The 24728-nt window shown below is 38.3% G+C and carries 18 protein-coding genes; 9 read left to right on the top strand and 9 right to left on the bottom strand.

The genetic code is table 11. The features are described 5' to 3' along the window. Nucleotides 1-29: 29 nt before the first annotated feature. A complete protein-coding gene (locus A33Q_RS15955) occupies nucleotides 30-2594 on the bottom strand; it encodes a TonB-dependent receptor (protein ID WP_009033825.1) in 2565 nt (854 codons plus the stop codon). 294 nt (nucleotides 2595-2888) lie between these two features. Here A33Q_RS15955 and A33Q_RS15950 point away from each other — a divergent pair, with 294 nt between their 5' ends. Then, entirely contained in the window at nucleotides 2889-6134 is a 3246-nt protein-coding gene (locus A33Q_RS15950) for a TonB-dependent receptor (protein ID WP_009033826.1), read from the top strand. Between the two features lie 478 nt (nucleotides 6135-6612). Here A33Q_RS15950 and A33Q_RS15945 read toward each other — a convergent pair whose 3' ends face one another. The 8 genes from A33Q_RS15945 to A33Q_RS15905 all read right to left on the bottom strand — a co-directional run bounded on the left by A33Q_RS15945 (nucleotide 6613) and on the right by A33Q_RS15905 (nucleotide 15604). Beyond that, nucleotides 6613-7413: a DUF2490 domain-containing protein gene (locus A33Q_RS15945; RefSeq protein WP_009033827.1), complete on the bottom strand. Its 801-nt coding sequence runs from the start codon at nucleotides 7411-7413 to the stop codon at nucleotides 6613-6615. Nucleotides 7414-7426: 13 nt separating this feature from the next. Next, nucleotides 7427-9418 carry a hypothetical protein gene (locus A33Q_RS15940; protein ID WP_009033828.1) on the bottom strand — a complete coding sequence of 664 codons (1992 nt, stop codon included), beginning with the start codon at nucleotides 9416-9418 and terminating at the stop codon, nucleotides 7427-7429. A gap of 3 nt (nucleotides 9419-9421) precedes the next feature. Continuing rightward, a complete protein-coding gene (locus tag A33Q_RS15935; protein WP_009033829.1) occupies nucleotides 9422-10117 on the bottom strand; it encodes a porin family protein in 696 nt (231 codons plus the stop codon). 132 nt (nucleotides 10118-10249) lie between these two features. Then, entirely contained in the window at nucleotides 10250-10714 is a 465-nt protein-coding gene (locus A33Q_RS15930; RefSeq protein ID WP_009033830.1) for a hypothetical protein, read from the bottom strand. A gap of 21 nt (nucleotides 10715-10735) precedes the next feature. After that, on the bottom strand, nucleotides 10736-11566 hold the full coding sequence (locus A33Q_RS15925) for a DUF2490 domain-containing protein (protein ID WP_009033831.1): 831 nt from the start codon (nucleotides 11564-11566) through the stop codon (nucleotides 10736-10738). Between the two features lie 13 nt (nucleotides 11567-11579). Beyond that, a complete protein-coding gene (locus A33Q_RS15920) occupies nucleotides 11580-13532 on the bottom strand; it encodes a hypothetical protein (RefSeq protein WP_009033832.1) in 1953 nt (650 codons plus the stop codon). Between the two features lie 263 nt (nucleotides 13533-13795). Next, nucleotides 13796-14119 carry a hypothetical protein gene (locus A33Q_RS15910; RefSeq protein WP_009033833.1) on the bottom strand — a complete coding sequence of 108 codons (324 nt, stop codon included), beginning with the start codon at nucleotides 14117-14119 and terminating at the stop codon, nucleotides 13796-13798. A 99-nt stretch (nucleotides 14120-14218) separates the two neighbouring features. Further along, the gene (locus A33Q_RS15905; protein WP_009033834.1) at nucleotides 14219-15604 is read right to left on the bottom strand and encodes an arginine decarboxylase; all 1386 of its coding nucleotides are present in this window, start codon (nucleotides 15602-15604) and stop codon (nucleotides 14219-14221) included. A gap of 819 nt (nucleotides 15605-16423) precedes the next feature. Between A33Q_RS15905 and A33Q_RS15900 the strand changes: the two genes are divergently transcribed. From A33Q_RS15900 to A33Q_RS15865, 8 genes are all read left to right on the top strand, one after another. After that, the gene (locus A33Q_RS15900) at nucleotides 16424-17182 is read left to right on the top strand and encodes a sulfite exporter TauE/SafE family protein (protein WP_009033835.1); all 759 of its coding nucleotides are present in this window, start codon (nucleotides 16424-16426) and stop codon (nucleotides 17180-17182) included. A gap of 153 nt (nucleotides 17183-17335) precedes the next feature. Then, a complete protein-coding gene (locus A33Q_RS15895) occupies nucleotides 17336-18721 on the top strand; it encodes an ATP-grasp domain-containing protein (protein ID WP_009033836.1) in 1386 nt (461 codons plus the stop codon). A 22-nt stretch (nucleotides 18722-18743) separates the two neighbouring features. Further along, a complete protein-coding gene (locus A33Q_RS15890) occupies nucleotides 18744-19100 on the top strand; it encodes a response regulator (protein ID WP_009033837.1) in 357 nt (118 codons plus the stop codon). A gap of 419 nt (nucleotides 19101-19519) precedes the next feature. After that, nucleotides 19520-20377, top strand: coding sequence for a sigma-54-dependent transcriptional regulator (locus A33Q_RS15885; RefSeq protein WP_016255406.1), 858 nt, complete (start codon nucleotides 19520-19522; stop codon nucleotides 20375-20377). A gap of 398 nt (nucleotides 20378-20775) precedes the next feature. Then, the gene (locus A33Q_RS15880) at nucleotides 20776-21534 is read left to right on the top strand and encodes a sulfite exporter TauE/SafE family protein (RefSeq protein ID WP_009033835.1); all 759 of its coding nucleotides are present in this window, start codon (nucleotides 20776-20778) and stop codon (nucleotides 21532-21534) included. 153 nt (nucleotides 21535-21687) lie between these two features. Beyond that, entirely contained in the window at nucleotides 21688-23073 is a 1386-nt protein-coding gene (locus tag A33Q_RS15875) for an ATP-grasp domain-containing protein (RefSeq protein WP_009033836.1), read from the top strand. Nucleotides 23074-23095: 22 nt separating this feature from the next. Next, nucleotides 23096-23452 carry a response regulator gene (locus tag A33Q_RS15870; protein WP_009033837.1) on the top strand — a complete coding sequence of 119 codons (357 nt, stop codon included), beginning with the start codon at nucleotides 23096-23098 and terminating at the stop codon, nucleotides 23450-23452. 419 nt (nucleotides 23453-23871) lie between these two features. After that, a complete protein-coding gene (locus tag A33Q_RS15865) occupies nucleotides 23872-24714 on the top strand; it encodes a sigma-54-dependent transcriptional regulator (RefSeq protein ID WP_016255403.1) in 843 nt (280 codons plus the stop codon). Nucleotides 24715-24728 lie beyond the last annotated feature (14 nt).

Raw genomic sequence — 24728 nt, 5'->3', positions numbered from 1 at the left:
AAGGCTTTGATAGCAGGTCAACCTGTAAACTAGTTTTTATGATTACCTTCCAAAACAAATTTCATGGTAATTCCAAATGTCCTTGGATCTCCTAGCACTCCAGCATAATGTCCAGCATTTCCTGCACCTGGCAGGAGCAATTCAAAATAATCCGTATCTGTCAAGTTTCTCGACCATAAAAAGAATGAGAATCCGTTTGGCGCCCTGAATCCAGTTCTCGCATTCAATAAGGCATAGCCATCAATATTCAGATATTGGGATGGGGATGGGCTGCTCGAAAATTCAGACCTAAAGAAAAGTTCGGATCCAACAAAGAACTTGCCTTCAATTCCAGATAACTTGGCATCTGTAGACCATTCAACTCCAAAAGAACCTGCCCACTTGGATACCCCTGGCAGTCTTCCTCCGGAAATATCTTTAAAGCTTTCCCCTCCTACCTCCTCCAAAGGCACAGGAGCATTGGTGAATTTTATGTATTTCGCGTCGGTCAATGCTATGGAACCGAAAGTATTGAAGTTCTTATTGTTCCGATAGGTCCAGTCCAACTCCGCTCCTCTTACCCTTACTTGCTCTGCATTTGCCAAATATCCCCGGTTGACCGAAAGATCCGGAGTCTGTACCAAAGCCTGGAAATTGGTAATGTCAGAATTATGAAAGACCAAGTTCAAAGTAGATCTGCTCGAAGGGTTAGTTTTTACCCCAACTTCATAATGGATTACGTATTCTGGTTCTATCCTTGCCAATTCCAACATGTTTCTTCCATCTTCCCGTGGCAATCCACCCAAATTGATTCCTACCGGCTTGAAGCTAGTGGAAAATGTGGCAAAGGTATTTATTCTTTGGCTAGGCCTGTAAGCTAAAGTAATTTGTCCCGAAAAATTGGATTCATCTACAACAGCCTCAAATTCCTGGTCATTGTAAACAGCTCTTTGTAAAGCCAATAGCTCTGGGTCATCTGTCTGGAGACCTCCATAAGTTTGCCTATTAAAATATACCTGCTTCTCATCATAGTTCCACCTTAAACCAGGTAGCAGGTTAAACTTATCATTGATTTTCCAATCCAATTGGCCAAATACAGCACCACTAAAAGACAACAAACTATTGGTGGTCCTTATCCCATAACCTTCCAACAAACCAGGTGTTCCCCATAGTGGACTTTGATTGCTTTGGATAAATCTCCACTGATGGATACCTGATTCTTCTGTATGGTAAGGCGTAGAACGCAAGTCTTGCCAAAGGGCATAGACACCTACCACTCCAGTAAGATTATTGGAAATATCACCTGCATAGCGAATTTCCTGAGACCATTGATCGTGCCTAGATGGTGCCTGAGAAAGACTTAAAGCCTCTAGTCCGGTAAAATCCCGGTCATTGGAAGGATCCCAGTTCCAATACCTCCAAGCAGAAGTCGATGTTAAGGTACCTCCCCAGATATCTGCATCCACATTGACCGATACGCCTCCCAAATCATTTCCTGATCTCCATGGGGTATCATGGTCAATAATTCGATCAAAAGGATTGGTACTTGGAAGGGAATAATTCAGATCGCTGATGATTTGGTTGAATTGCCTGAATGATGCTCTTCTGGTCTCCACCACACCGGCTATTACCTGGGCATAACCATCAGGCCTTTGTCTGGTAAAATCCCCTGCCACTAAAACCTCCACCTTTTCGGATGGCACATAGAGTAATTGTCCCCTTAAACCAAGGTTATTTAAATCATTGGTGTGCTTCTGAGTAGTTACATTATAGAGCAATCCATCCCTTTTGGTACCGGAAAAAGACAATCTTGCTGCCAGCTTTTGAGATAGTGGACCTGTGACCGAGCCTCGGGTCTGTACAAAGCCAAAATTGCCAAAACTTGATTCTATAGTGGCGTCCAGTTGAAATCTAGGTCTACGTGTGGTAATGTTAAATGCCCCAGATGTGGTATTTTTCCCAAACAGAGTTCCTAGTGGACCGCGCAATACTTCAATTTGATCTACATCTATAAAGTCAAGTGCTGTCACAGCTGGTCTAGCATAGTAAACACCATCTACATAAAACCCTACACCTGGATCAATCCCATCATTGGTAAGTCCGAAGGTGGAACCCAATCCCCTGATATTCAAAGTTGTATTTCTTGGGTTGGAAGAATAGAGTTGTATGGTGGGTACCAACTCCTTTAATCTATTGACATTAAAAGCCTGGGTTTCTTCCAATAAGGCTCCACTGACTACAGAAACCGGAATGGGTACAGCTTGGATTTCTTCTTGTCTCCTTCTTGAAGTGACAATTACTTCCCCCAACATGTTATCTTCCTCCAAAATAATTTTCAAGTCCAAAGAGGGAGCATCCAACAAGAAAGATTGTGGTTGGAATCCCACATAACTGACCTCCAATTTCAAAGGAAAACCATCAAGGGACTTCATAACAAATTTTCCTTCCTTATCTGAAAGAACAAACTGATTTTGCTTCCGAGCAATAATAGTTGCTCCTTCTAGTGCTAAGCCATTTGAATCCAGTACATGTCCGGCAACATCTTGCTGACCGTAAGTAAAACCTGACCACAAAAAAATGACCATCACTGCAACAAATCTGTATTTATATATCATATATATCCTATTGTTAAGGTATGAATTATATTTCTCAAAATTAAATCAAAATTTTTATTATCCTACATACCCTATCTTTTTTATAGGTTTTAAATTGTAAAAAAATCGAAAGGTCCAATTATTCATCATTGAAGTGAATTAAAAGTGTAGATATATTCCATCATGTGTAGAAACATTCTACATATAAAATCTTATCAAACCATATTTTAATCCTTATAATCACACTTATACCATATTATTTATTAAGGGCATAGACTTGGTTAAAATAAATTTCCATAACCAAAGGTTGTCTCCATGAAAACCCTAGAAATCCTTAAGTTTATCCTTATATCCCTTTTTTTGGTGGCAATTATGTCATTGCCATCCTACGGTCAAGGAACCACCACATCAGGCCTCACCGGGCTTATCACAGATGATTTAGGAGATCCCCTACCGGGTGCCACCATCCAAGCTGTGCATACGCCTTCTGGTACAAATTATACAACTGTTTCCCAAACAAATGGAAGGTACACCATTCCTAATATGCGTACAGGAGGCCCTTACAGGGTGGAGGTTTCTTTCATTGGATTTGAAACCAAAATCATCAACAACATCAACCTGAGATTGGGCCAAAGGTTTGTTTTGGATCTTGAAATCAACGATGATGATTTCGACCTGGAAACTGTAGAGGTTTCAGGATTTAGGGACAATTTGCTGAATGATGAAAGAACAGGTGCTGCTACTACCATCAATAGAGAAGCATTGATGACAATGCCTACTTTGAGCAGAAGCGTACAGGACTTCACCCGACTTACTCCGCAATCCAATGGTGAATCCTTCGCTGGACAAGACCCAAAATCCATTAACTTTTCCTTGGATGGAAGTATTTTCAACAATGCCTTTGGTCTGACAGGGTCTATTCCAGGAGCGCCTACCAACTCCACCCCCATTTCACTGGATGCCATTGAAGAAATTCAGGTGAATATTGCCCCCTATGATGTCACCCAAGGTGGGTTTACAGGTGCAGGAATAAATGCCATTACCCGATCCGGAGACAATGAATTCCGCGGATCAGCTTTTATCAATAATAGGAATGACCGAATGGTAGGAACAAATGCCAGAGGAACTGAAGTGGTTACCGAAAATTTCAATGTTCAGCAATATGGTTTTAGACTGGGAGGACCAATCATCAAAGACAAGTTGTTCTTTTTTGTCTCAGGCGAGTCCGAAAGAAGGTCTGATCCCAACTCACCTTTTATCGCAGATGCACCGGGAAGATCAGGAGCCAATGTAACCCGTGTGTTGCAATCAGACATGGAGGATGTGCGAAATCTCCTGATCAGCAATTACGGCTATGATCCCGGCCTTTACGAAGATTACAACCTTCCTACAGTATCAGATAAATTCCTTATCAAACTTGATTATAACATCAATGAACACCATCATTTGAGTGCTAGGTTCAATACACTGATTTCTTCAAGAGAAAGGCCTGTGGCAAGAACTTCCCTTGGATTTGGTGGAAGAAACCAAAACCTGTTTTCCCTAAATTTCCAAAATTCAAACTACCTATTGAATGATAACATTTACTCCGGAATAATTGAATTGAACTCATCCTTCGGCAATAGATTTTCCAATGAACTCAGGTTTGGCCTGACCTCTAACAGGAATTTCAGATCATGGGAAGGCGGAGATTTCCCTATGGTGGATATTTTGGAAGGCGGCAGAAACTATATCTCTTTCGGGACAGACTTACTTTCACCCAACAGAGCGCTGGATTCGGATGTATGGCAATTTCAAAACAATTTTTCCGCTTATCTGAACAACCATACCCTGACCGCAGGAGTCAACTTCGAATATTTCAATTTCAACTATACCTTTACCCCTACCTTTTTTGGCCATTATGTCTACAATTCATTGGATGATTTTTACCGTGATGTAGCAGGTGAAGAGGTCGAATTAAGAAGGTTCCAAAGACAGTTTTCCGCCTTACCTGACGGCAGTGTTCCTACAGCAAATACACAGGCTTACATTGCCAGTGCATACATCCAAGATGAAATCAATGTCACCAACAGACTTAAAGTAACCTTAGGTGTCAGACTTGATGTTCCCTTCTATGGGCAAACGGCCAGGTTCAATCCCGAAGCAGCTGAGCTGGACTTTAGGCGACCAGATGGGGAGCAGATCAGTATCAGAACCGATCGCTTGCCGTCTCCACAATACATGTGGAGCCCTAGAATGGGCTTCAATTGGGATGTAAAAGGAGATAGGACTTTTCAGGTAAGAGGGGGTACAGGTTTGTTTTCCGGTAGGCCTATTTACATCAATATTTCCAATATGGTCAACACCAACGGAGTACTTCAGGGGCAGATCAGAGAAGACAATACGAGTAATTTTCCCTTCAGTCCTGACCCTAATGCCTACATTCCACAAAATGGCGGCACTCCCGATACCTACGACTTGGCCTATATTGACCAAAACTTTAGAAATCCACAAGTATGGAGAAGCAATATCGGTATAGACAAAGAGCTTTTTGGCGGTATTGTAGGTACATTTGAAGGTATCTACACGGCCCAGGTTTCTGACTTATTGTTTTATGATTCCAATCTAATGCCCGCTACAAGAAATCTTGCAGGACCGGACAACAGGCCGCTTTATGGGTTTTCGGATGAGGCCAACAGAAGGAATCCTAACATTACCAATGCGGTGGTCCTTGACAATACCTCACAAGGATATGCTTACAGCCTGACTTTCCAGCTTCAGAAAAACTTCGACAACGGCCTACATGCCATGGCTGCATACAACTATGGGGTTTCCAAAAACATGGTAGACGGTAATACACAACATTACTTATCCTATGAAAACATCCATGCTGTAAGAGGAAGTAATTTCCCGGAATTGGGCTTTTCTTTGGATGACCAAAGGCATAGAATTATCAGTTCGGTAGGGTACCGTAAAGAGTACGCTAAAAATATGGCGACTTCAGTTTCTCTTTTTTATGAACTAAGAAATCAAGGTGTAGAATCCTATGTATACAATACAGATGTTAACGGAGACCTAATTGTCGGTAACGACCTACTTTTTGTGCCTACAGAAGCCCAGCTTCAGGAGATGGCCTTTGCTCCATTGACTGTCAATGGAACTACTTTTTCGGCAAGTCAGCAAAGAGAAATATTCAATGACTTCATCAATCAGGATCCCCATTTGAGTACCCGAAGAGGTAATTACGCCATTAGGAACGGAGTTCAATTTCCGGTAGTGGGAAGGCTTGATTTTTCAGTGGTACAGGATTTCTTTATCCAAGTAGGCGGAAAGAGAAACAGTCTTCAACTACGTGCTGATATCTTTAATTTCACCAATATGCTCAACAATAACTGGGGGGTGGGCCAGATCATCACCAATGAATCCCCAATTGGTATAGTGGATATAGATCCGGTATCCAATGTACCTACTTATCAACTCAATCCAGCCCGTGGTGAATTGCCGACAAGAAGTTTTGTAAGAACCGCTAATATCGGAGATGTCTGGCAAATGCAGCTTGGAGTCAGGTATACGTTTAATTGACAGACATATAAAAAGTTACAGAGCGATCAATCTTTCAATGCACCACTTCTGAAACTCCCCTCAATATCAATGGTTTTGACTTCTGATTTATCGGTAACAGTCCTCAGATATCCGGTTTACGAAGGGAAAATGACGGAGCTATTTTGAATAGCAGGCCATGTCATCTCTTTTCTCGTCTCTCGCTTCTCTTACCTTTGACAGATATAGAGGGATCGTCACTCTGACGAAGGAAGAGTCTCTGAAAAAAAAGGTAGGAGATTCTTCCTTGGTATCATTGACAAATAGCTATTTCTCACGGCGATCGCTGCGACCTCGTTGCGCCAACTGCGTGAAACCTTTTGTCATTTGATTTTCTGTAAATGTCAAAGTTTAAAATCTCAGGATGACGTACACCAACTGTTATTTCCTTTCTGAACATTCCCCTAAATGGTATATACTCATAATGACATCAGAGGTTTGCCTGCCTTGATTCTCACTTCTAAAAACTATAATTATACCTTCTCTTATTCCTGCTCAGGACATCCATAAACAGATAAAACATAGGCCCTTGGGAAAGGTCAACCTGCCTGTTGTTTCCTCTGGTATTGAGCTGAACTATATAGCCCAATTCCAGTCTGGTCCATTCCCAAAACCTGTAACCCACTCCAATATAATTTCTGTTTTGGGAAAAAAAGTTAGTTCCGTAATCCCTTCCAAATTCGACGTGCATTTCAGAATATTGGGAGATATACCATGTATTGTTGGTATAAAAGTAGTCTGTGTTTAAGGGAATTCTGGTTCTCAACCTATACCTGACCCTCCAATTATGGTTGGGCCTTCCTTCCCCATCAATGTCTCTCCATCTGGACTCAAACCTCAACCTGTGGGTAAAGTTGTATCTGCCATAATACACATAATTGTTGATCTGAAGGGTAGTCCTCATTTCTCTCTCAAAGGGCCTGTCCAGATCAGATTCCTGTGGATACCTTGGAGCAGAGTAGAAAATACCCATTGGGTTCAAACTTACTCTGGTCAGTTTAGTAAACTGATAGGCGATCCAAGGCCTGATACTAAGTCTCAATGGTGCATCCCAGATGTCCCCTGCTCCCAGTTGACTCTGTCTTCTATAGACCACATCTGCTTCCCATGCCCACTTGGTGGTATCATTGAAAAAATCAGAAATGTAGTACTTGGTATACATGATTCTGTTGTCCAAAAACTCCAGATCATCCTCTTGTGCAAATGTATGTGCAACACCTATAAAGAAGGATAAAAAGGTCAAAATTAAAATTTTCTTCATATAGGTTTGAAATCTATAGGTTCAATAATCTTTCAATTCGGTTTGGAATATTTTCCCTTCTTAAGGCACGGTCCAATCTTACCACCTCTTCAGTATCACTTCTTTTCACCAGTTCCTTAAGTCTATTTTCAAGCTTCCTGAATTTTTCCAGGTTGCTTTGTAAATCTTTACAGTTCCTGGATTCAAATAAGTTTTCTGCATAATATTTGAACAGCGGGCCAGTTCCTTTGCCATAGATAGCAGGTAATATTTTGGTCTCTATATCTCTTTCAAAGAATGGATTGGGTGAAAATCTGGTAAACTCTTTATCCAATCTGTCTGGCATTTCTTCTATGAAAAGAATTTCTTCATGCTGGTCGATTAGGTAATCCAACATACAGGTAAGTTCTTCCCCTACTTTTACCTTTTCATCATAATTTTCTGCATCCAAGTATTCATTTTGAAGTCTTTGAAGGGAATTGTTGTGAATTACTCTGTAGACTCTGTAATCCAAGGGCATTTCCTCAAATGTTCTGTCTTCCGGAATCACCTGTAAAAATGAATATAAAGCATCTGCTTTGCTTTTCAATTGAACAATCTGATTATCAAGGCTATCAATCGTTGCCTGTTCATCAAAAATCCTGATCTCCATAAAGGCATAGTCCAAGTATTCGTCCGTTTGTTGCTTTAGGGTATCTGTGAAAACTTCTATTTGCTCCATAATCCTGTATGGAGAATCAACATAAATCCCCAAATCAAATTCCGCTTCTTTTTCTTCCCCGGCTTCTTCATAGTTAAAGCTATCAGCTTGATTCAGGTTGGGAAGTCCATTTGGGTAATAATTAGGTCTATAGAGAAAATCAAAGAACCCATCCTCAGTCAATGCTATAACATCCAACATATCTTGTGCCTTTCGGCGGGCATGGTCAATAAATCCAAAAATATATGGAAGACTATCCATCCTTTCTCTATTCAGAATAAATTTGGCATTACTTAAAAAGTCATTGTACTCCTCAAGCATGATATTTAGCCGAGGACGTACATTCCTAATCAATTTCCCCTCTTCTTCCGGATAAATAAATTTAAATCGGCGGGTAAGGTTGAATTTAGGCTCTTCTCTTTCTTGGTCATGACCTCTAGAAAATTTCCTATATCGTTCAATAACCTCTTCTAAAATAAGATTTCCTTCTTCCTGTTCTGTAAGTTTGTTATCATTTAAATTATACCCGTTTTGAAACAATACTCCAAAACCTTCTTGACTTATGGTAAAGTTGATTTCTTCAATTTTACCATCTGCATCTTCAAGTTGTTTTTGAACATCGTTGAATATGATTTCTGCTTCAAGTTCTCCTTTAGATTCATTAAATCTTGACAATTTTAACAAAAACCCATTCTGGTAAAACCTGGTTTCTTTAATTTCTTCTCTGTTACGCTTAAACCTTAATATCAAATCTCCATCAAAAAAACCCTCTTCATTTAAAACCCCACGAACAAAATAATGATTTTGAGGATCGTCAAAAGTAAAATCATTGATTGCCACCCCATGATCAAAAATAAATTGACCACCTGTGATTTCAGGTGTTCTTCTATTTTCATTAATTTTAACAATTCCAATTTTCCACAAGCCATTTGGTAAACCTTCGTTATAATCGAGTGAAGCATTTTTTTCAGTACCATTCAGTATGTACTCCAAAGACATATTCCTTGCTTCTCTAATCCCAATAATATCTACCTCCAGTTCTGTCAATTTATATTGCCAAGTACCTTGATAATAGTTACCCTTGTATTTTCCATTCACCTCCAATTTTGAAATCTTATTGACTAATAATTCATTAAACAATTCCGAGGAAAAGGAATAATTCCCATGTTTGATTATTAAGGTATCTTGTATCAAGTGTTCAAATTTTTCAACACCAAAGAATTCATCCAAATAAATAGTATCCCTTTCCATAATGCTCGCTCTCTGAGCATGTATGGACATTGATACAAAAACCAGAAAGAATATATTTATCAATTTTTTGAACATAACTTATTGTCTTAATCCTCTAAATAGAAAATATCCACCTTCTATAAAAAAAGCACTCATCGAACCTTGATCCATTCTATCTATTTTACTAATACCTACAAACGACCTCAACCTAAAAAAGAAATTTCCCTTTTCGCCACTCAATCCAAAAGTCATCCCCGAATCAAACCTATTAAATCTAGTTGGATCATATTGAAAGCTATCATTACTTAATAGCGGATATATTTCACTTTGTTCGGAAGAAAGCCTATAGCTGAACTGTGTTCCCAAAAAAAATCTCAAATCAATAGATCTAAGTTCAGGAAGCATAAAAGATGCATAAATAGGAAAGTCTAGAAAATGGTTTTTGAATAAAATTTCTTGCTTTCCATGTTTGAAATTCCTTTGAGCATATTGAATCCCATAGTCAAGAAAAGTAATTTGACCTAATGGTATAAATCCTTCAAAACCGATTTGAAACCCACCCGAACTTCTTAGCTCTCTAAAATGATTACTCCAATAAACATTTCCCGAGTTAAATCCTGCAAGCAGCATAACATCATCTAAAAAGTACGGTAAGTTTGAAATGCTAAATGGTTCTTCTTCAGAATCCAATTCTTCATGCAACTCTTCTCCAATTATTTGGGCTGATAAAGTCTCTGGAATAACAAAACAAATAGAATAAAATAAAAGGATTTTCAGTGATAGAGGTATTGTCATTTAATACATTGAAATAAGGCAAAGAAATAAACTGGACAAATCGATTGATTTGCCATACCTCGAAAAATAAACAAGTATTATGCCTATTCTTAAATCAAAAATGTAAATTCAAAAATGTAATTTTCTGAATAATTAATTTACAAAATACACTATACTAACTTTAAAAAGAAGATCATTTCTTCCCAATTGGTACCTAATCTCAGGGTTGATACCTATTTCATCAATAAATTTTATCATTCCACCTCCACCGAGATTGAGTGAATTGAAGGACTCCCTTCCTATGGGATTAAACTCAAAGGCCCTTGTATAATGCCCATAACCAGAAGTCACATACCACTGACTCTCCTTTTCTGTCAAATAGTACCTAGCATTTAAATCAAACGCCCTAGCATTTCCCGTGGCCGGAGTGAAAAATGTGAATGAAGGAGCTATTGAAAAATAATTTAAGGGGAAATACTCTCCAGTGAAATTTATTCCAAAAAAACCCTTATCCACACCCATTTCATATCCATGCATGGCTCTGAACTGTTCCTTATATTGCCCATAAGAGGAAAATGATAGCAGGAGAAAAGCAAAAACAATTAATATTTTATTCATTTCAATTTTCAAAATGGTTGTTTAAAAGGCAAAATCTCTGGTCAAAGGTCTTCTTCTTTCTCTGAAGTCAATGGTATACATGACATTGAGTCTTATGATATGCCTGTCTCTATAGGTTCCGGGTGTACTTGTAGGTCCGTAAGTCCACATGTGACCACCAAAAAACATATAATTATTGTAAGTGTATCCCACAGCAGTATACACCCTATTCTCTTCAAATATATTCCATGACTGTCTGCTGGATTGAAAGAAAAACTCATTGGATGGTGCAATAAAAAAGGTCTTATTTTCCATCCTCGGCTTGTTAATTGGAATATAACCGGTGATTTTATATCTCCATCTATCCTTATACTCATATTCAGACCCTACCCTGTTGTCTCTTTGAAATCTATGCTCAAACCTAAACTGATGTAAAACCTTAACTGGGCCTATACTTTGAGTCATGAGCCACTGATGCCAAAAACGGGTATCAAAAACTGAATCAACAAATTCCGGGTTTCCTCTGTCCGGTGAAAACTGCCATACAAGCGTAGGACCGAAAGTAACCTCAAAATTATCTGTGAATAGATAAGTAAACCCAAATCTATTGTACAATTGGCTCATTCTCCCTACAAAATCCCAATTATTGTTGACACTATTTCTTCGTCTGTAATGGTTTTCCTGGTACCACCACCACTTATCCGTCATCCTTAGTTTCAAGTAAAGTCCATTCCAGTTTTCAGTTGTGGTAGGAACGGTTGTTTTCCCGTCAGGAACGACGATCGGGGTTTGACCTTGAGATTGGGCGTTTTCAGAAAAGCAAACGATACAAACAAAGACCGCAAGCCCTAATTTTAATTTTTTAAAACTCATCTATTTCCTAAACTTATAGCTCTAACAATGATTCTATCCTGCTTACAGACTGTCTTCTATTTATTCTTCTTTCTTCCCGTCTGGTATCAGCCTCCCTTAATTCACCCATTCTTTCAAAAAGTCTATCGAGTTTTGCAACCCAACTTTTGATTTGGGTATAATCACTTTCTGATTTGAGCTCATCAATGTAATACTCCATTACTTTTTCAGCACTCTCATAAAGTCTAGGCTTTGCCCTTTGATCATATCTGGTGTAAGTAAATGGATTGAATATTTCTTCCATGTAGAGCTGATCCAGTCTTTCAGCTCTCTGACTTATCTCACTTAAAGGCTCATAAAGACTTTCCATTTCATCCAAAAGATCCAACATGACTCTTGCTGTTTCTTTCTTCTCATCAAAGTTTTCCTCTTTCGCATAGCGCTCATTCAACTGATCAAAACCAGTTTCCAGAATATTGTCATGAATGGCCTGAAGAATCTCTTTGGTCATTTGATCCTGTTCTTCATCCTCAAGGAATTTTTCTTCCAGCTCGTCTTTTCTTTCCCGGATCTGGGCTTCTATGCTTCTTAGATCATCATCTCTTTCAATTCTGGTCAGGGAATTGTCTACATATGCCTTTACCTTAGAGGTAACATCACTCATCTGAGAAATATAGTCCGAAAGGGCAGAATAAAAACTCTCCTCTATATCACCTATTTTGTATTCAATCTCTTTCGTGAGTGTACTGTCTTCAAATGTATATTCTATCAAGTCCAATTCTTTCAAAAATGGTAACCCTTCACTCGCAAGGTATTGTAAATCATAAAACTGGATTTGCTTGGTTCTAAAAAGCCCCATTATTTCGTTGAACTCAGCCAAGCGTTCCACCTGATGCTGAAAAAAATCATAGGCAAAAGAAAGTGAATCTGATTTTTGCCTGTTCAAACGCAGGGCATTCCTCTCTGCATAATCTCTTACTGTGGTTTGAAGTTCATCAAATTTCCCTGGAAGGTCTTCTACTATTCTTTGCTCATTTCTACTTAATTCAAAAACAAACTTTTTCGTGTGAAGCGGATATTCTACAAGCTCACCTCTCTCATTGACAAATTTGGCATCGTAGCGAAGTATATTTGTCAAAAATTCGTTGATGAAATCATTCCCCTCTTCCTGAACTGCAAATTGCTCAGAACCGGATAAAAAGCCATCGTTAAATTGAATTCCAAACTTTTCCTCTGAAACTCTAAAGCCTTTATTTTCTCCTGCATTGACCGCATTTAGTTTTCTGATTGTCTGATAAAAAACCACTTCTTCTATGAGACTGTTTGTCTCGAGATCCCTTTTGACTACCCCTAGCAGAAAACCATTTTCATATTTCCTTACTTCTGACACTAGAATATCCCCTTCTCTGTACACAAAGGTCCATTCTCCGTTCATGTAGCCTTGCCTATTGACTTCTCCCCTGATAAAATGGGTCTTTCCTTCTACAAAGGCTCTATATTGAAAGCGACCTTGAATGTCTCCATTATTGAAATTAAAATCATCTGCCTGGGATTTTGGTGATAGCTTACCATCCCTAAACTCGTTCTCCAAAAAAATCCACTTCCCGTGTGGAACACCTTCCTTGTATTCTGCAGTTAAAATTATCTGTTCACTGTTAAGGTCATATTCAAGCTTAAATTCAATAACATCTTCTAACTCTGCCCGGTGAACTTCATCCTGATATTCCCATTTTCCTGTTTTTAAGTCCTGATCATAAAATCCATAAACTTCGGTTTTATAAAAAACAGTTCTGTCTTCTACATCTATCTCTTTTCGGAGAAACTTGAATTCCCCTTGCTTGATAATTGCATCTCCTTCACCTTCTACAAACTCGAAAACACCTTCTCCTCTTAAACCATTGAATGTGTACTCTCCAGAATATGTTTGCTGCGCTTCAGCATAAAAAGCAATGACAAGAAGAAATAATAAAGAAAGCGTTTTTTTCATTTGTTTATAATTGTTTTTCAATGGTCAAATCTTGTCCCGGTTCATCGGGGTGGAATCCCTTCCAGGCAGGATTGAATCCACATTTACACTACTTTACAAAAGCCAGGAGTTTATACCTACTTTGATTAAATTCTTAATAATTTTTCTAGACAGAGGTCGAGCTAAATCAGAATTTATTGATAGTTTTTAGATTAAGATTTCGCAAAATACGAAATAAATTACTGCAAATCTTGAAACGAGACTCAAGATGAGAAATTTGCCTGTTAAGTTTTCTTAAACAATACCAACAAAGTCACGTGCCCTACTTCGCCTTTTTGGGACTCTGTAGGAATTTGACCATGCACTTGTTCGGTAACATAAACCTCTATCAGGTCCATATTTTTGGAAACTGCATATTGGCATAGTTCTTCTTCAGCATCTTTGATGATTTTTTCTGCCCGCTCATAGATGTCTTTGCCTTTTTTTTGATAAACAACCCTACCTGATAGATCATCCGGTTTACATTCCAGATAAACAACTTTTACGCCATCCTGAATGGAAAAAGCAAGAAGCCAAATGGAAATGAATGAATATAAAACCGAAACCATTGTAATTCTTTATATGGTAAAAGTCGTAGATATTATACCAAAAGAAACCCTCAATAGTTCAAAAAAGGCCTCAATTTTTGAAATTAAGGCCTTTTTTGATCAATATCCTAAAGTTTTCAACATACTCTCTGAGTTTTGCTCAGGGGCAAACAACCAATGCTTGATACTTCCATCTGTGTCTCTATCGATGATCACATGCTTGGGCGCCGGAATCAGGCAATGCTGAATTCCACCATACCCGCCTAGAGATTCCTGATAAGCGCCGGTATGGAAAAAGCCTATGTACTGTTTTTTCTTCTCTACCTTAGGCAAGTAGATATTGAACTGATGGGCTTCCGAGTTGTAATAATCCATACTGTCACATGTCAAGCCTCCCAGGTTGATATTGTGGTACTCTTCTTCCCAGTTATTCACGGCAAGCATGATGTATTTTTGATTGAGACCCCAGCTATCCGGCAATTGGGTAATAAAACTACCATCAATCATGTACCAAAGCTCTTTGTCATTCTGCAGTTTTTCATCCAATATGGAATAAAGTACTGCTCCACTCTCCCCTACTGTATAGCTTCCAAATTCAGTGAAAATATGAGGTTCTTGGGTATGGTTTTTGGCACACATCCATTTGATATTCTTGACAATCTGTTCAGCCATGTATTGGTAATCATAGTCAAAAAACACATTGGTCTTGATCGGCCATCCTCCCCCAATATCCATGGTATCCAAAGAAGGAGCTACTTTTTTGAGATCCACATACTTTTGGATAAACCTCGTCAACTCGGACCAATAATAGGCTGTATCCCTGATTCCTGAATTGAGAAAGAAATGGAGCATCTTCAGGCTTACATTGGGATTATCCTTGATTTTTTCCTCATACAGCTTGATGATGTCATTGTAACGCACTCCCAATCTAGATGTATAAAAACCGAATTTCGGTTCCTCATCAGCAGCAATCCGGATACCCACTTGGAAAGGAACCTTCACATGTTCCAGGTAATAATCAATTTCACTCAGATTATCCAGGACAGGAACGCAATTCACGAAACCATCATTGAGCAATTCGGTGATATATTGCTTGTACAGGTCACGTTTGAAGCCGTTGCAGACGATATAAGTCTCCTTGGTGATTTTACCGTTTTCGTATAGGTTACGCACCAAAGGAATATCAAAAGTAGAAGAGGTTTCTATATGGATATCATTTTTCAAAGCTTCATCGAGTACAAAACTAAAATGTGACGACTTGGTGCAATAGCAGTAGGTGTACTTGCCCTTGTAATCATGCTTCTGAATGGCATTGCCAAAATAGGTCTTGGCATTCTGTATGTTTTCGGAAATCTTTGGAAGGTAGGTCAGCTTCAGCGGAGTACCGTATTCTTTGATGATTTCCATCAAATTGACTCCATTGAAGTGCAATTCATTGTTATCTACATGAAATTCTTTGGTAGGAAAGTCAAAAGTTTGCTGTATAAGATCAATATATTTGTTCATTTCAACTGTTAGGGTTATCGCATAAAAAACCAACTACAAAATTTGCTTATAATATCGGGAATTCAAATCAAAAAAGGGAAAATCCTAAAAATCATGTTGGGCTTTTTGTTTGCCTTGTTTCAATTATATTATTTCTCGCAAGGAGGCAAAGAGATCATTTAACTTCAATAAAACATGATATTAACATTTAGGGGAATGTTCAGAAAGGGTAATGAAAAAATAACGCGTCGTGCTGAGATTTTAAAATTTGGCATTTACAGGTAATCAAATGACAAAAGGTTTCACGCAGCGTGCGCAGCGAGGTCGCAGCGATCGCCGCGAGAAATAGCTATTTGTCATTGGTAGTTTTTAAGATTAGAAAAAATATCCTGGAAAAATCAGGGGAGTCTGTGGACTTTTTCCACTTTCATACATTTGCTAATAACATAGCTATTACGGTGATATTCCTACAGGAATTCCACACAGTGTAGAAAAATACCCCAACCCTTTTCGAACCAATGGACATTTCGCTTCATAGAAAGGATGATTTTAGGCATGAATTTTTCTTATTATCCGATATCAATATCATTTACAATATCAATTCATACACTCGTCCTGGATGGAGAGACAGCTATAACCATTCCCTAGTTTGAGAGTTGAGTAATAGGAATATGATTAGATAAAAATTCTATTGTTGGGTATAGAAATCAGGCATTTTGTAAGCTTTCAAAAGCAAAACGTTTATCTCTAAACATCCAACAATAACCAAATAAAGGTTACCGCATTTTGGCAGCTAACCTGAAATACAAATTATTAAAAAGAGATTCCCTTTTTTAAGTTATGATACAATTGATTTTAGTGCTCCTTGGCGCATTTGTGGTATTTATACTCAGTACGCTAACAGGAGGGGGGGCAAGTTTGCTCCTGATGCCCTTAGTGGCAGTAGTGGTTGGGGTAAAAGCAGTAGCACCTGTGATGGCCATCAGTATAGGGATGAGCAGTACCTCCAAAGTTTTCTTTTTTTGGAGGCATATAGATTGGAAATTGTTCGTATGGCTGTTTCCTTCCACTATTGTTGGCTCTATTATCGGAGCGAGGATGTTTGCTTCATTATCAGCCGATTTTCTCCAGATACTGATCGGGCTTTTGCTTTTATCTACTGTTTTCCAGTGGAACAAAAAGGAATCTAAAACGGGCTTTAAGGTCAAGGCTTGGCATTTTGCACCTATGGGCCTTGTAGTTTCTTTCCTTTCCGGTTTGATCGGAGGTGTGGGACCATTGATGAATTCCGCCTATCTCAATTATGGTATCAGCAAGGAATCCTTGCTTGGCACAAGATCAGCCAATGCCATAATTCTCCATATCACTAAAATCATAAGCTACGCCTATTTTGGTTATGTTACAGGGGAAGTGCTGAAGTTTGGTATATTGATTGGTCTATCTTCCATGATTGCGGTTTATTTTGGCAAGTTGATTCTCTCCAAAATTTCAGAGCTATTCTTTAGAAAAATAGTGGTCGCCAGTATGGTACTCAGCGGGATATTGATGCTTTGGAAAAACAAAGAATACATCGGTGAAATAGTAGCATCAATAAATTGAAATATAGGTGAGGGCTACTCAAGCTTAAGAAAAATAAATGAAATTCTAGAAAATAAATAAAACTATGATATGCCCATTAGAACAGATTCACATTAAATAGTGATGATTGCTCGGGGCACTTCATGTGACCATCGAAAAGCTAATTATAAACAGATGAAATTATCCATTTCAAAAAATGTACATTTGGTAGAACCAGGGGATTTTGAACCAACGGATCATTGGTACCCAAGGGTTTTGAATTCAAATATCCATCCATTGGTATCCTACTTTTTGAACCTTACACATGAACAAATGACCGAAAGGTATCACAGGCTCAATCCTATGGCAGACAAAGAAGCCATACTGGAAATCCTCAAATACCAACCGGTTTATTTTAGATGGGCGGGTACCGACTTGATGCACGTCACCAATCATGAGGGTAACAGGAAATTAACTGTGATCGAAACCAATTCCTGTCCCTCGGGACAAAAATCCATGCCCCTTTTAGATTTAAATGTTGAGCAGGGAGGGTATAAAAGGCTCATAGAAAAGACTTTTAAACCTATGGTAGACGCCCATCAAGAGGAGGGTGCTTTAGCAGTCATCTATGACAAAAACCCAATGGAAAATATAGGTTATGCGGCAACCATTGCAGATGCATTTGGAGAGAATGTCTATTTGGCAAAATTTGAGAAGAGTGACAATACGCCACCTGTAAAGTTCGTGGACGGCAAAATGTATGTCAAAAATGAAATGGAAAATTGGGAAGAAATCAGAGCTGCGTTCAGATATGTAACACAGGAACCATGGAACCGACTTCCTAAAAATCCCAAAACCCTTATACTTAACCCTATAGAAGCTTGTCTTGCCGGTGGAAGAAACAAGGAAGTTGCAAGTAGTGCTTATGATATTTTCAATGAAAAATTCAAAGACAAAGGCATCAGTATTTTCACCCCTAAAACTTTCACCAAAGTTCCCTATGAAGAATTAAGGAAATACTTTGGAATTCTTGGTGGAAGCATGGTCATCAAAGTCCCTGATTCCAATGCAGGTCAGGGCGTATACACGGTTGTAAATGAAGAGGAATTGGAATTCGCATTATCAGAAATTTCCAAATCAGACCTTTACCTTGTCCAACAGTTGATTCATAGCAACTATTCCGATGGTTTGGATCCAAGTAAAGCATGGTATCATGTAGGAACTATCCCTGATTTTAAAGGCAGAAGTTATGCATTTGACCTAAGGTTGATGATGCATGCTACGGATGAAGGAATACGTCCTCTAGCCGTTTATTCAAGAAGATCTGGATTCCCCCTAAATGAAGAGCTTCCAAAGGGCAAAAACTCTTGGGAAGTCTATGGTACCAATCTTTCAATTAAAGGGGAAGATGGTTGGACTTATGCCGATGAAAGACTGATGTTGTTTGACATTCGTAACTTTGGACAGCTGGGCTTGGGTATAGATGAATTGATCAAAGGATTTGTACAGAGTGCAATGGCCGTGTATGCCATTGATCAAAATGCCATTCTAACTTTTGGCGAGAAAAATGCTAATGTTTAATTTTCCAAATTAAGAATACATCATGAATAAAAATAAAATATTGATCGTAGAGGACGATATAGTTTTTTGCAAACTATTGACCAGGTTTCTGACAAAGAATGATTTTCAGGTACTCGATGCCCAAGCAGGCAAAGAAGCCCTCAACTTATTGGAATCAAATTCTTTTGATCTGGCTATTTTGGACTATAGACTTCCTGATATGAATGGAATTGATATCCTTAAAAAAATAAAAGGAAAAGAAAACAATACCAAAATCATATTGATGACCCGTTATGGAGATGAGGGCATAGCAAATAAGGCTGTGTCAGAAGGGGCTGATGCATTTGTTTCCAAACCCATCAATCCAACTGAATTGTTGGAAGTAATTAAAGGGCTGTAAGAAAGTGTTGTAAGTATTAAAGTTGTGGAATTTTTCTACAGATGTAGCATTTTTGGACAAGCTCAAGAGGTTAAATCCTCTTTTTCCTTGTTCTGAGCAATATTATTCTTTTGGCATAATACCTGCCTTTTCTTTGGTATGAAGCGATTGGGAATTATACTACTACTTTCGATTAACATGGTAATAATATGCTATCAGCTTTACAAAATCAATGTTGTAAAACCACTTGAACACAATGATCAGAGAGAAGAAAAACATCTTACAGATCAGCTAGAAAAGAGTTTTTACCTTCCTTGAAAAACAAAGCCAGAAACAATTATAAAAAGTTAATGACAATTAAATAGGTTTCATATAGATAAGGTACCGGAGATGTCTTCGGTACTTTATTTTTTTATTAGCTTAGAGAAAAAACTATTTCAATGCCTAACATACTTTTAGTAGAAGATGATATCACTTATGCCAGAATCATTCAAAAGTTTTTGGTAAAAAATGGATTTGAAGTAAAGACAACAGAAAAAGTAAAAACTTCTCTCCCTTTGATCAAATCCGGCTGGCCTGAATTGATCATCACAGATTATAGGCTTCCTGATGGAAATGGAATGCAAATTCTCGAATTTACAAAAAAGCAGTATCCTCAGATTGGGGTGATTTTGATCACCAATTACTCTGATATCAGGATAGCAGTCAGGGCAATCAAAATTGGTGCTCATGAATACATTACCAAGCCTATCAATCCCGACGAACTACTGGCTACAGTCAAAGAGGTATTTGCCATCCAAAACAACCCATTGATTGAGATCTCTTTAGAGCAAAATCCGATACCCGATTATATAGAAGGAAGTAGCCCAGACTCAAAGCAACTTGAGGAGCATATAGATTTGGTTGCTCCTACAGATCTATCAGTTATGATTTTGGGTGAAACAGGAACAGGAAAAGAATATTTGGCCAAAAGAATCCATCAAAAGTCAAATAGAAAAGAAAAGGCCTTCGTAGCAATCGACTGTGGGGCTCTGAGTAGTGAACTTGCCACAAGTGAGCTTTTCGGGCATGTGAAAGGTTCATTTACCGGGGCCTTGGAAGACAAAACCGGGCATTTTGAGTTTGCAAATGGCGGAACACTTTTTTTAGATGAGGTAGGTAATCTGGATTATGAAATTCAGCTTAAACTCCTTAGGGCAATACAAGAAAAAACTATAAGGAAAATAGGAAGCAATCAGGAAATACCCCTAGATATTAGAATAATTTCAGCAACAAATCCACTTTCATACATTTGCTAATAACATAGCTATTACGGTGATATTCCTACAGGAATTCCACACAGTGTAGAAAAATACCCCAACCCTTTTCGAACCAATGGACATTTCGCTTCATAGAAAGGATGATTTTAGGCATGAATTTTTCTTATTATCCGATATCAATATCATTTACAATATCAATTCATACACTCGTCCTGGATGGAGAGACAGCTATAACCATTCCCTAGTTTGAGAGTTGAGTAATAGGAATATGATTAGATAAAAATTCTATTGTTGGGTATAGAAATCAGGCATTTTGTAAGCTTTCAAAAGCAAAACGTTTATCTCTAAACATCCAACAATAACCAAATAAAGGTTACCGCATTTTGGCAGCTAACCTGAAATACAAATTATTAAAAAGAGATTCCCTTTTTTAAGTTATGATACAATTGATTTTAGTGCTCCTTGGCGCATTTGTGGTATTTATACTCAGTACGCTAACAGGAGGGGGGGCAAGTTTGCTCCTGATGCCCTTAGTGGCAGTAGTGGTTGGGGTAAAAGCAGTAGCACCTGTGATGGCCATCAGTATAGGGATGAGCAGTACCTCCAAAGTTTTCTTTTTTTGGAGGCATATAGATTGGAAATTGTTCGTATGGCTGTTTCCTTCCACTATTGTTGGCTCTATTATCGGAGCGAGGATGTTTGCTTCATTATCAGCCGATTTTCTCCAGATACTGATCGGGCTTTTGCTTTTATCTACTGTTTTCCAGTGGAACAAAAAGGAATCTAAAACGGGCTTTAAGGTCAAGGCTTGGCATTTTGCACCTATGGGCCTTGTAGTTTCTTTCCTTTCCGGTTTGATCGGAGGTGTGGGACCATTGATGAATTCCGCCTATCTCAATTATGGTATCAGCAAGGAATCCTTGCTTGGCACAAGATCAGCCAATGCCATAATTCTCCATATCACTAAAATCATAAGCTACGCCTATTTTGGTTATGTTACAGGGGAAGTGCTGAAGTTTGGTATATTGATTGGTCTATCTTCCATGATTGCGGTTTATTTTGGCAAGTTGATTCTCTCCAAAATTTCAGAGCTATTCTTTAGAAAAATAGTGGTCGCCAGTATGGTACTCAGCGGGATATTGATGCTTTGGAAAAACAAAGAATACATCGGTGAAATAGTAGCATCAATAAATTGAAATATAGGTGAGGGCTACTCAAGCTTAAGAAAAATAAATGAAATTCTAGAAAATAAATAAAACTATGATATGCCCATTAGAACAGATTCACATTAAATAGTGATGATTGCTCGGGGCACTTCATGTGACCATCGAAAAGCTAATTATAAACAGATGAAATTATCCATTTCAAAAAATGTACATTTGGTAGAACCAGGGGATTTTGAACCAACGGATCATTGGTACCCAAGGGTTTTGAATTCAAATATCCATCCATTGGTATCCTACTTTTTGAACCTTACACATGAACAAATGACCGAAAGGTATCACAGGCTCAATCCTATGGCAGACAAAGAAGCCATACTGGAAATCCTCAAATACCAACCGGTTTATTTTAGATGGGCGGGTACCGACTTGATGCACGTCACCAATCATGAGGGTAACAGGAAATTAACTGTGATCGAAACCAATTCCTGTCCCTCGGGACAAAAATCCATGCCCCTTTTAGATTTAAATGTTGAGCAGGGAGGGTATAAAAGGCTCATAGAAAAGACTTTTAAACCTATGGTAGACGCCCATCAAGAGGAGGGTGCTTTAGCAGTCATCTATGACAAAAACCCAATGGAAAATATAGGTTATGCGGCAACCATTGCAGATGCATTTGGAGAGAATGTCTATTTGGCAAAATTTGAGAAGAGTGACAATACGCCACCTGTAAAGTTCGTGGACGGCAAAATGTATGTCAAAAATGAAATGGAAAATTGGGAAGAAATCAGAGCTGCGTTCAGATATGTAACACAGGAACCATGGAACCGACTTCCTAAAAATCCCAAAACCCTTATACTTAACCCTATAGAAGCTTGTCTTGCCGGTGGAAGAAACAAGGAAGTTGCAAGTAGTGCTTATGATATTTTCAATGAAAAATTCAAAGACAAAGGCATCAGTATTTTCACCCCTAAAACTTTCACCAAAGTTCCCTATGAAGAATTAAGGAAATACTTTGGAATTCTTGGTGGAAGCATGGTCATCAAAGTCCCTGATTCCAATGCAGGTCAGGGCGTATACACGGTTGTAAATGAAGAGGAATTGGAATTCGCATTATCAGAAATTTCCAAATCAGACCTTTACCTTGTCCAACAGTTGATTCATAGCAACTATTCCGATGGTTTGGATCCAAGTAAAGCATGGTATCATGTAGGAACTATCCCTGATTTTAAAGGCAGAAGTTATGCATTTGACCTAAGGTTGATGATGCATGCTACGGATGAAGGAATACGTCCTCTAGCCGTTTATTCAAGAAGATCTGGATTCCCCCTAAATGAAGAGCTTCCAAAGGGCAAAAACTCTTGGGAAGTCTATGGTACCAATCTTTCAATTAAAGGGGAAGATGGTTGGACTTATGCCGATGAAAGACTGATGTTGTTTGACATTCGTAACTTTGGACAGCTGGGCTTGGGTATAGATGAATTGATCAAAGGATTTGTACAGAGTGCAATGGCCGTGTATGCCATTGATCAAAATGCCATTCTAACTTTTGGCGAGAAAAATGCTAATGTTTAATTTTCCAAATTAAGAATACATCATGAATAAAAATAAAATATTGATCGTAGAGGACGATATAGTTTTTTGCAAACTATTGACCAGGTTTCTGACAAAGAATGATTTTCAGGTACTCGATGCCCAAGCAGGCAAAGAAGCCCTCAACTTATTGGAATCAAATTCTTTTGATCTGGCTATTTTGGACTATAGACTTCCTGATATGAATGGAATTGATATCCTTAAAAAAATAAAAGGAAAAGAAAACAATACCAAAATCATATTGATGACCCGTTATGGAGATGAGGGCATAGCAAATAAGGCTGTGTCAGAAGGGGCTGATGCATTTGTTTCCAAACCCATCAATCCAACTGAATTGTTGGAAGTAATTAAAGGGCTGTAAGAAAGTGTTGTAAGTATTAAAGTTGTGGAATTTTTCTACAGATGTAGCATTTTTGGACAAGCTCAAGAGGTTAAATCCTCTTTTTCCTTGTTCTGAGCAATATTATTCTTTTGGCATAATACCTGCCTTTTCTTTGGTATGAAGCGATTGGGAATTATACTACTACTTTCGATTAACATGGTAATAATATGCTATCAGCTTTACAAAATCAATGTTGTAAAACCACTTGAACACAATGATCAGAGAGAAGAAAAACATCTTACAGATCAGCTAGAAAAGAGTTTTTACCTTCCTTGAAAAACAAAGCCAGAAACAATTATAAAAAGTTAATGACAATTAAATAGGTTTCATATAGATAAGGTACCGGAGATGTCTTCGGTACTTTATTTTTTTATTAGCTTAGAGAAAAAACTATTTCAATGCCTAACATACTTTTAGTAGAAGATGATATCACTTATGCCAGAATCATTCAAAAGTTTTTGGTAAAAAATGGATTTGAAGTAAAGACAACAGAAAAAGTAAAAACTTCTCTCCCTTTGATCAAATCCGGCTGGCCTGAATTGATCATCACAGATTATAGGCTTCCTGATGGAAATGGAATGCAAATTCTCGAATTTACAAAAAAGCAGTATCCTCAGATTGGGGTGATTTTGATCACCAATTACTCTGATATCAGGATAGCAGTCAGGGCAATCAAAATTGGTGCTCATGAATACATTACCAAGCCTATCAATCCCGACGAACTACTGGCTACAGTCAAAGAGGTATTTGCCATCCAAAACAACCCATTGATTGAGATCTCTTTAGAGCAAAATCCGATACCCGATTATATAGAAGGAAGTAGCCCAGACTCAAAGCAACTTGAGGAGCATATAGATTTGGTTGCTCCTACAGATCTATCAGTTATGATTTTGGGTGAAACAGGAACAGGAAAAGAATATTTGGCCAAAAGAATCCATCAAAAGTCAAATAGAAAAGAAAAGGCCTTCGTAGCAATCGACTGTGGGGCTCTGAGTAGTGAACTTGCCACAAGTGAGCTTTTCGGGCATGTGAAAGGTTCATTTACCGGGGCCTTGGAAGACAAAACCGGGCATTTTGAGTTTGCAAATGGCGGAACACTTTTTTTAGATGAGGTAGGTAATCTGGATTATGAAATTCAGCTTAAACTCCTTAGGGCAATACAAGAAAAAACTATAAGGAAAATAGGAAGCAATCAGGAAATACCCCTAGATATTAGAATAATTTCAGCAACAAATGGATAATACGGTTCGATTTG

It is taken from the genome of Indibacter alkaliphilus LW1, assembly GCF_000295935.2.
In the GTDB taxonomy this organism is placed as follows: Bacteria; Bacteroidota; Bacteroidia; order Cytophagales; family Cyclobacteriaceae; genus Indibacter; species Indibacter alkaliphilus.
Note: the sequence above shows the minus strand (reverse complement) of the source record. Positions and strands in the feature narration are given on the sequence as shown.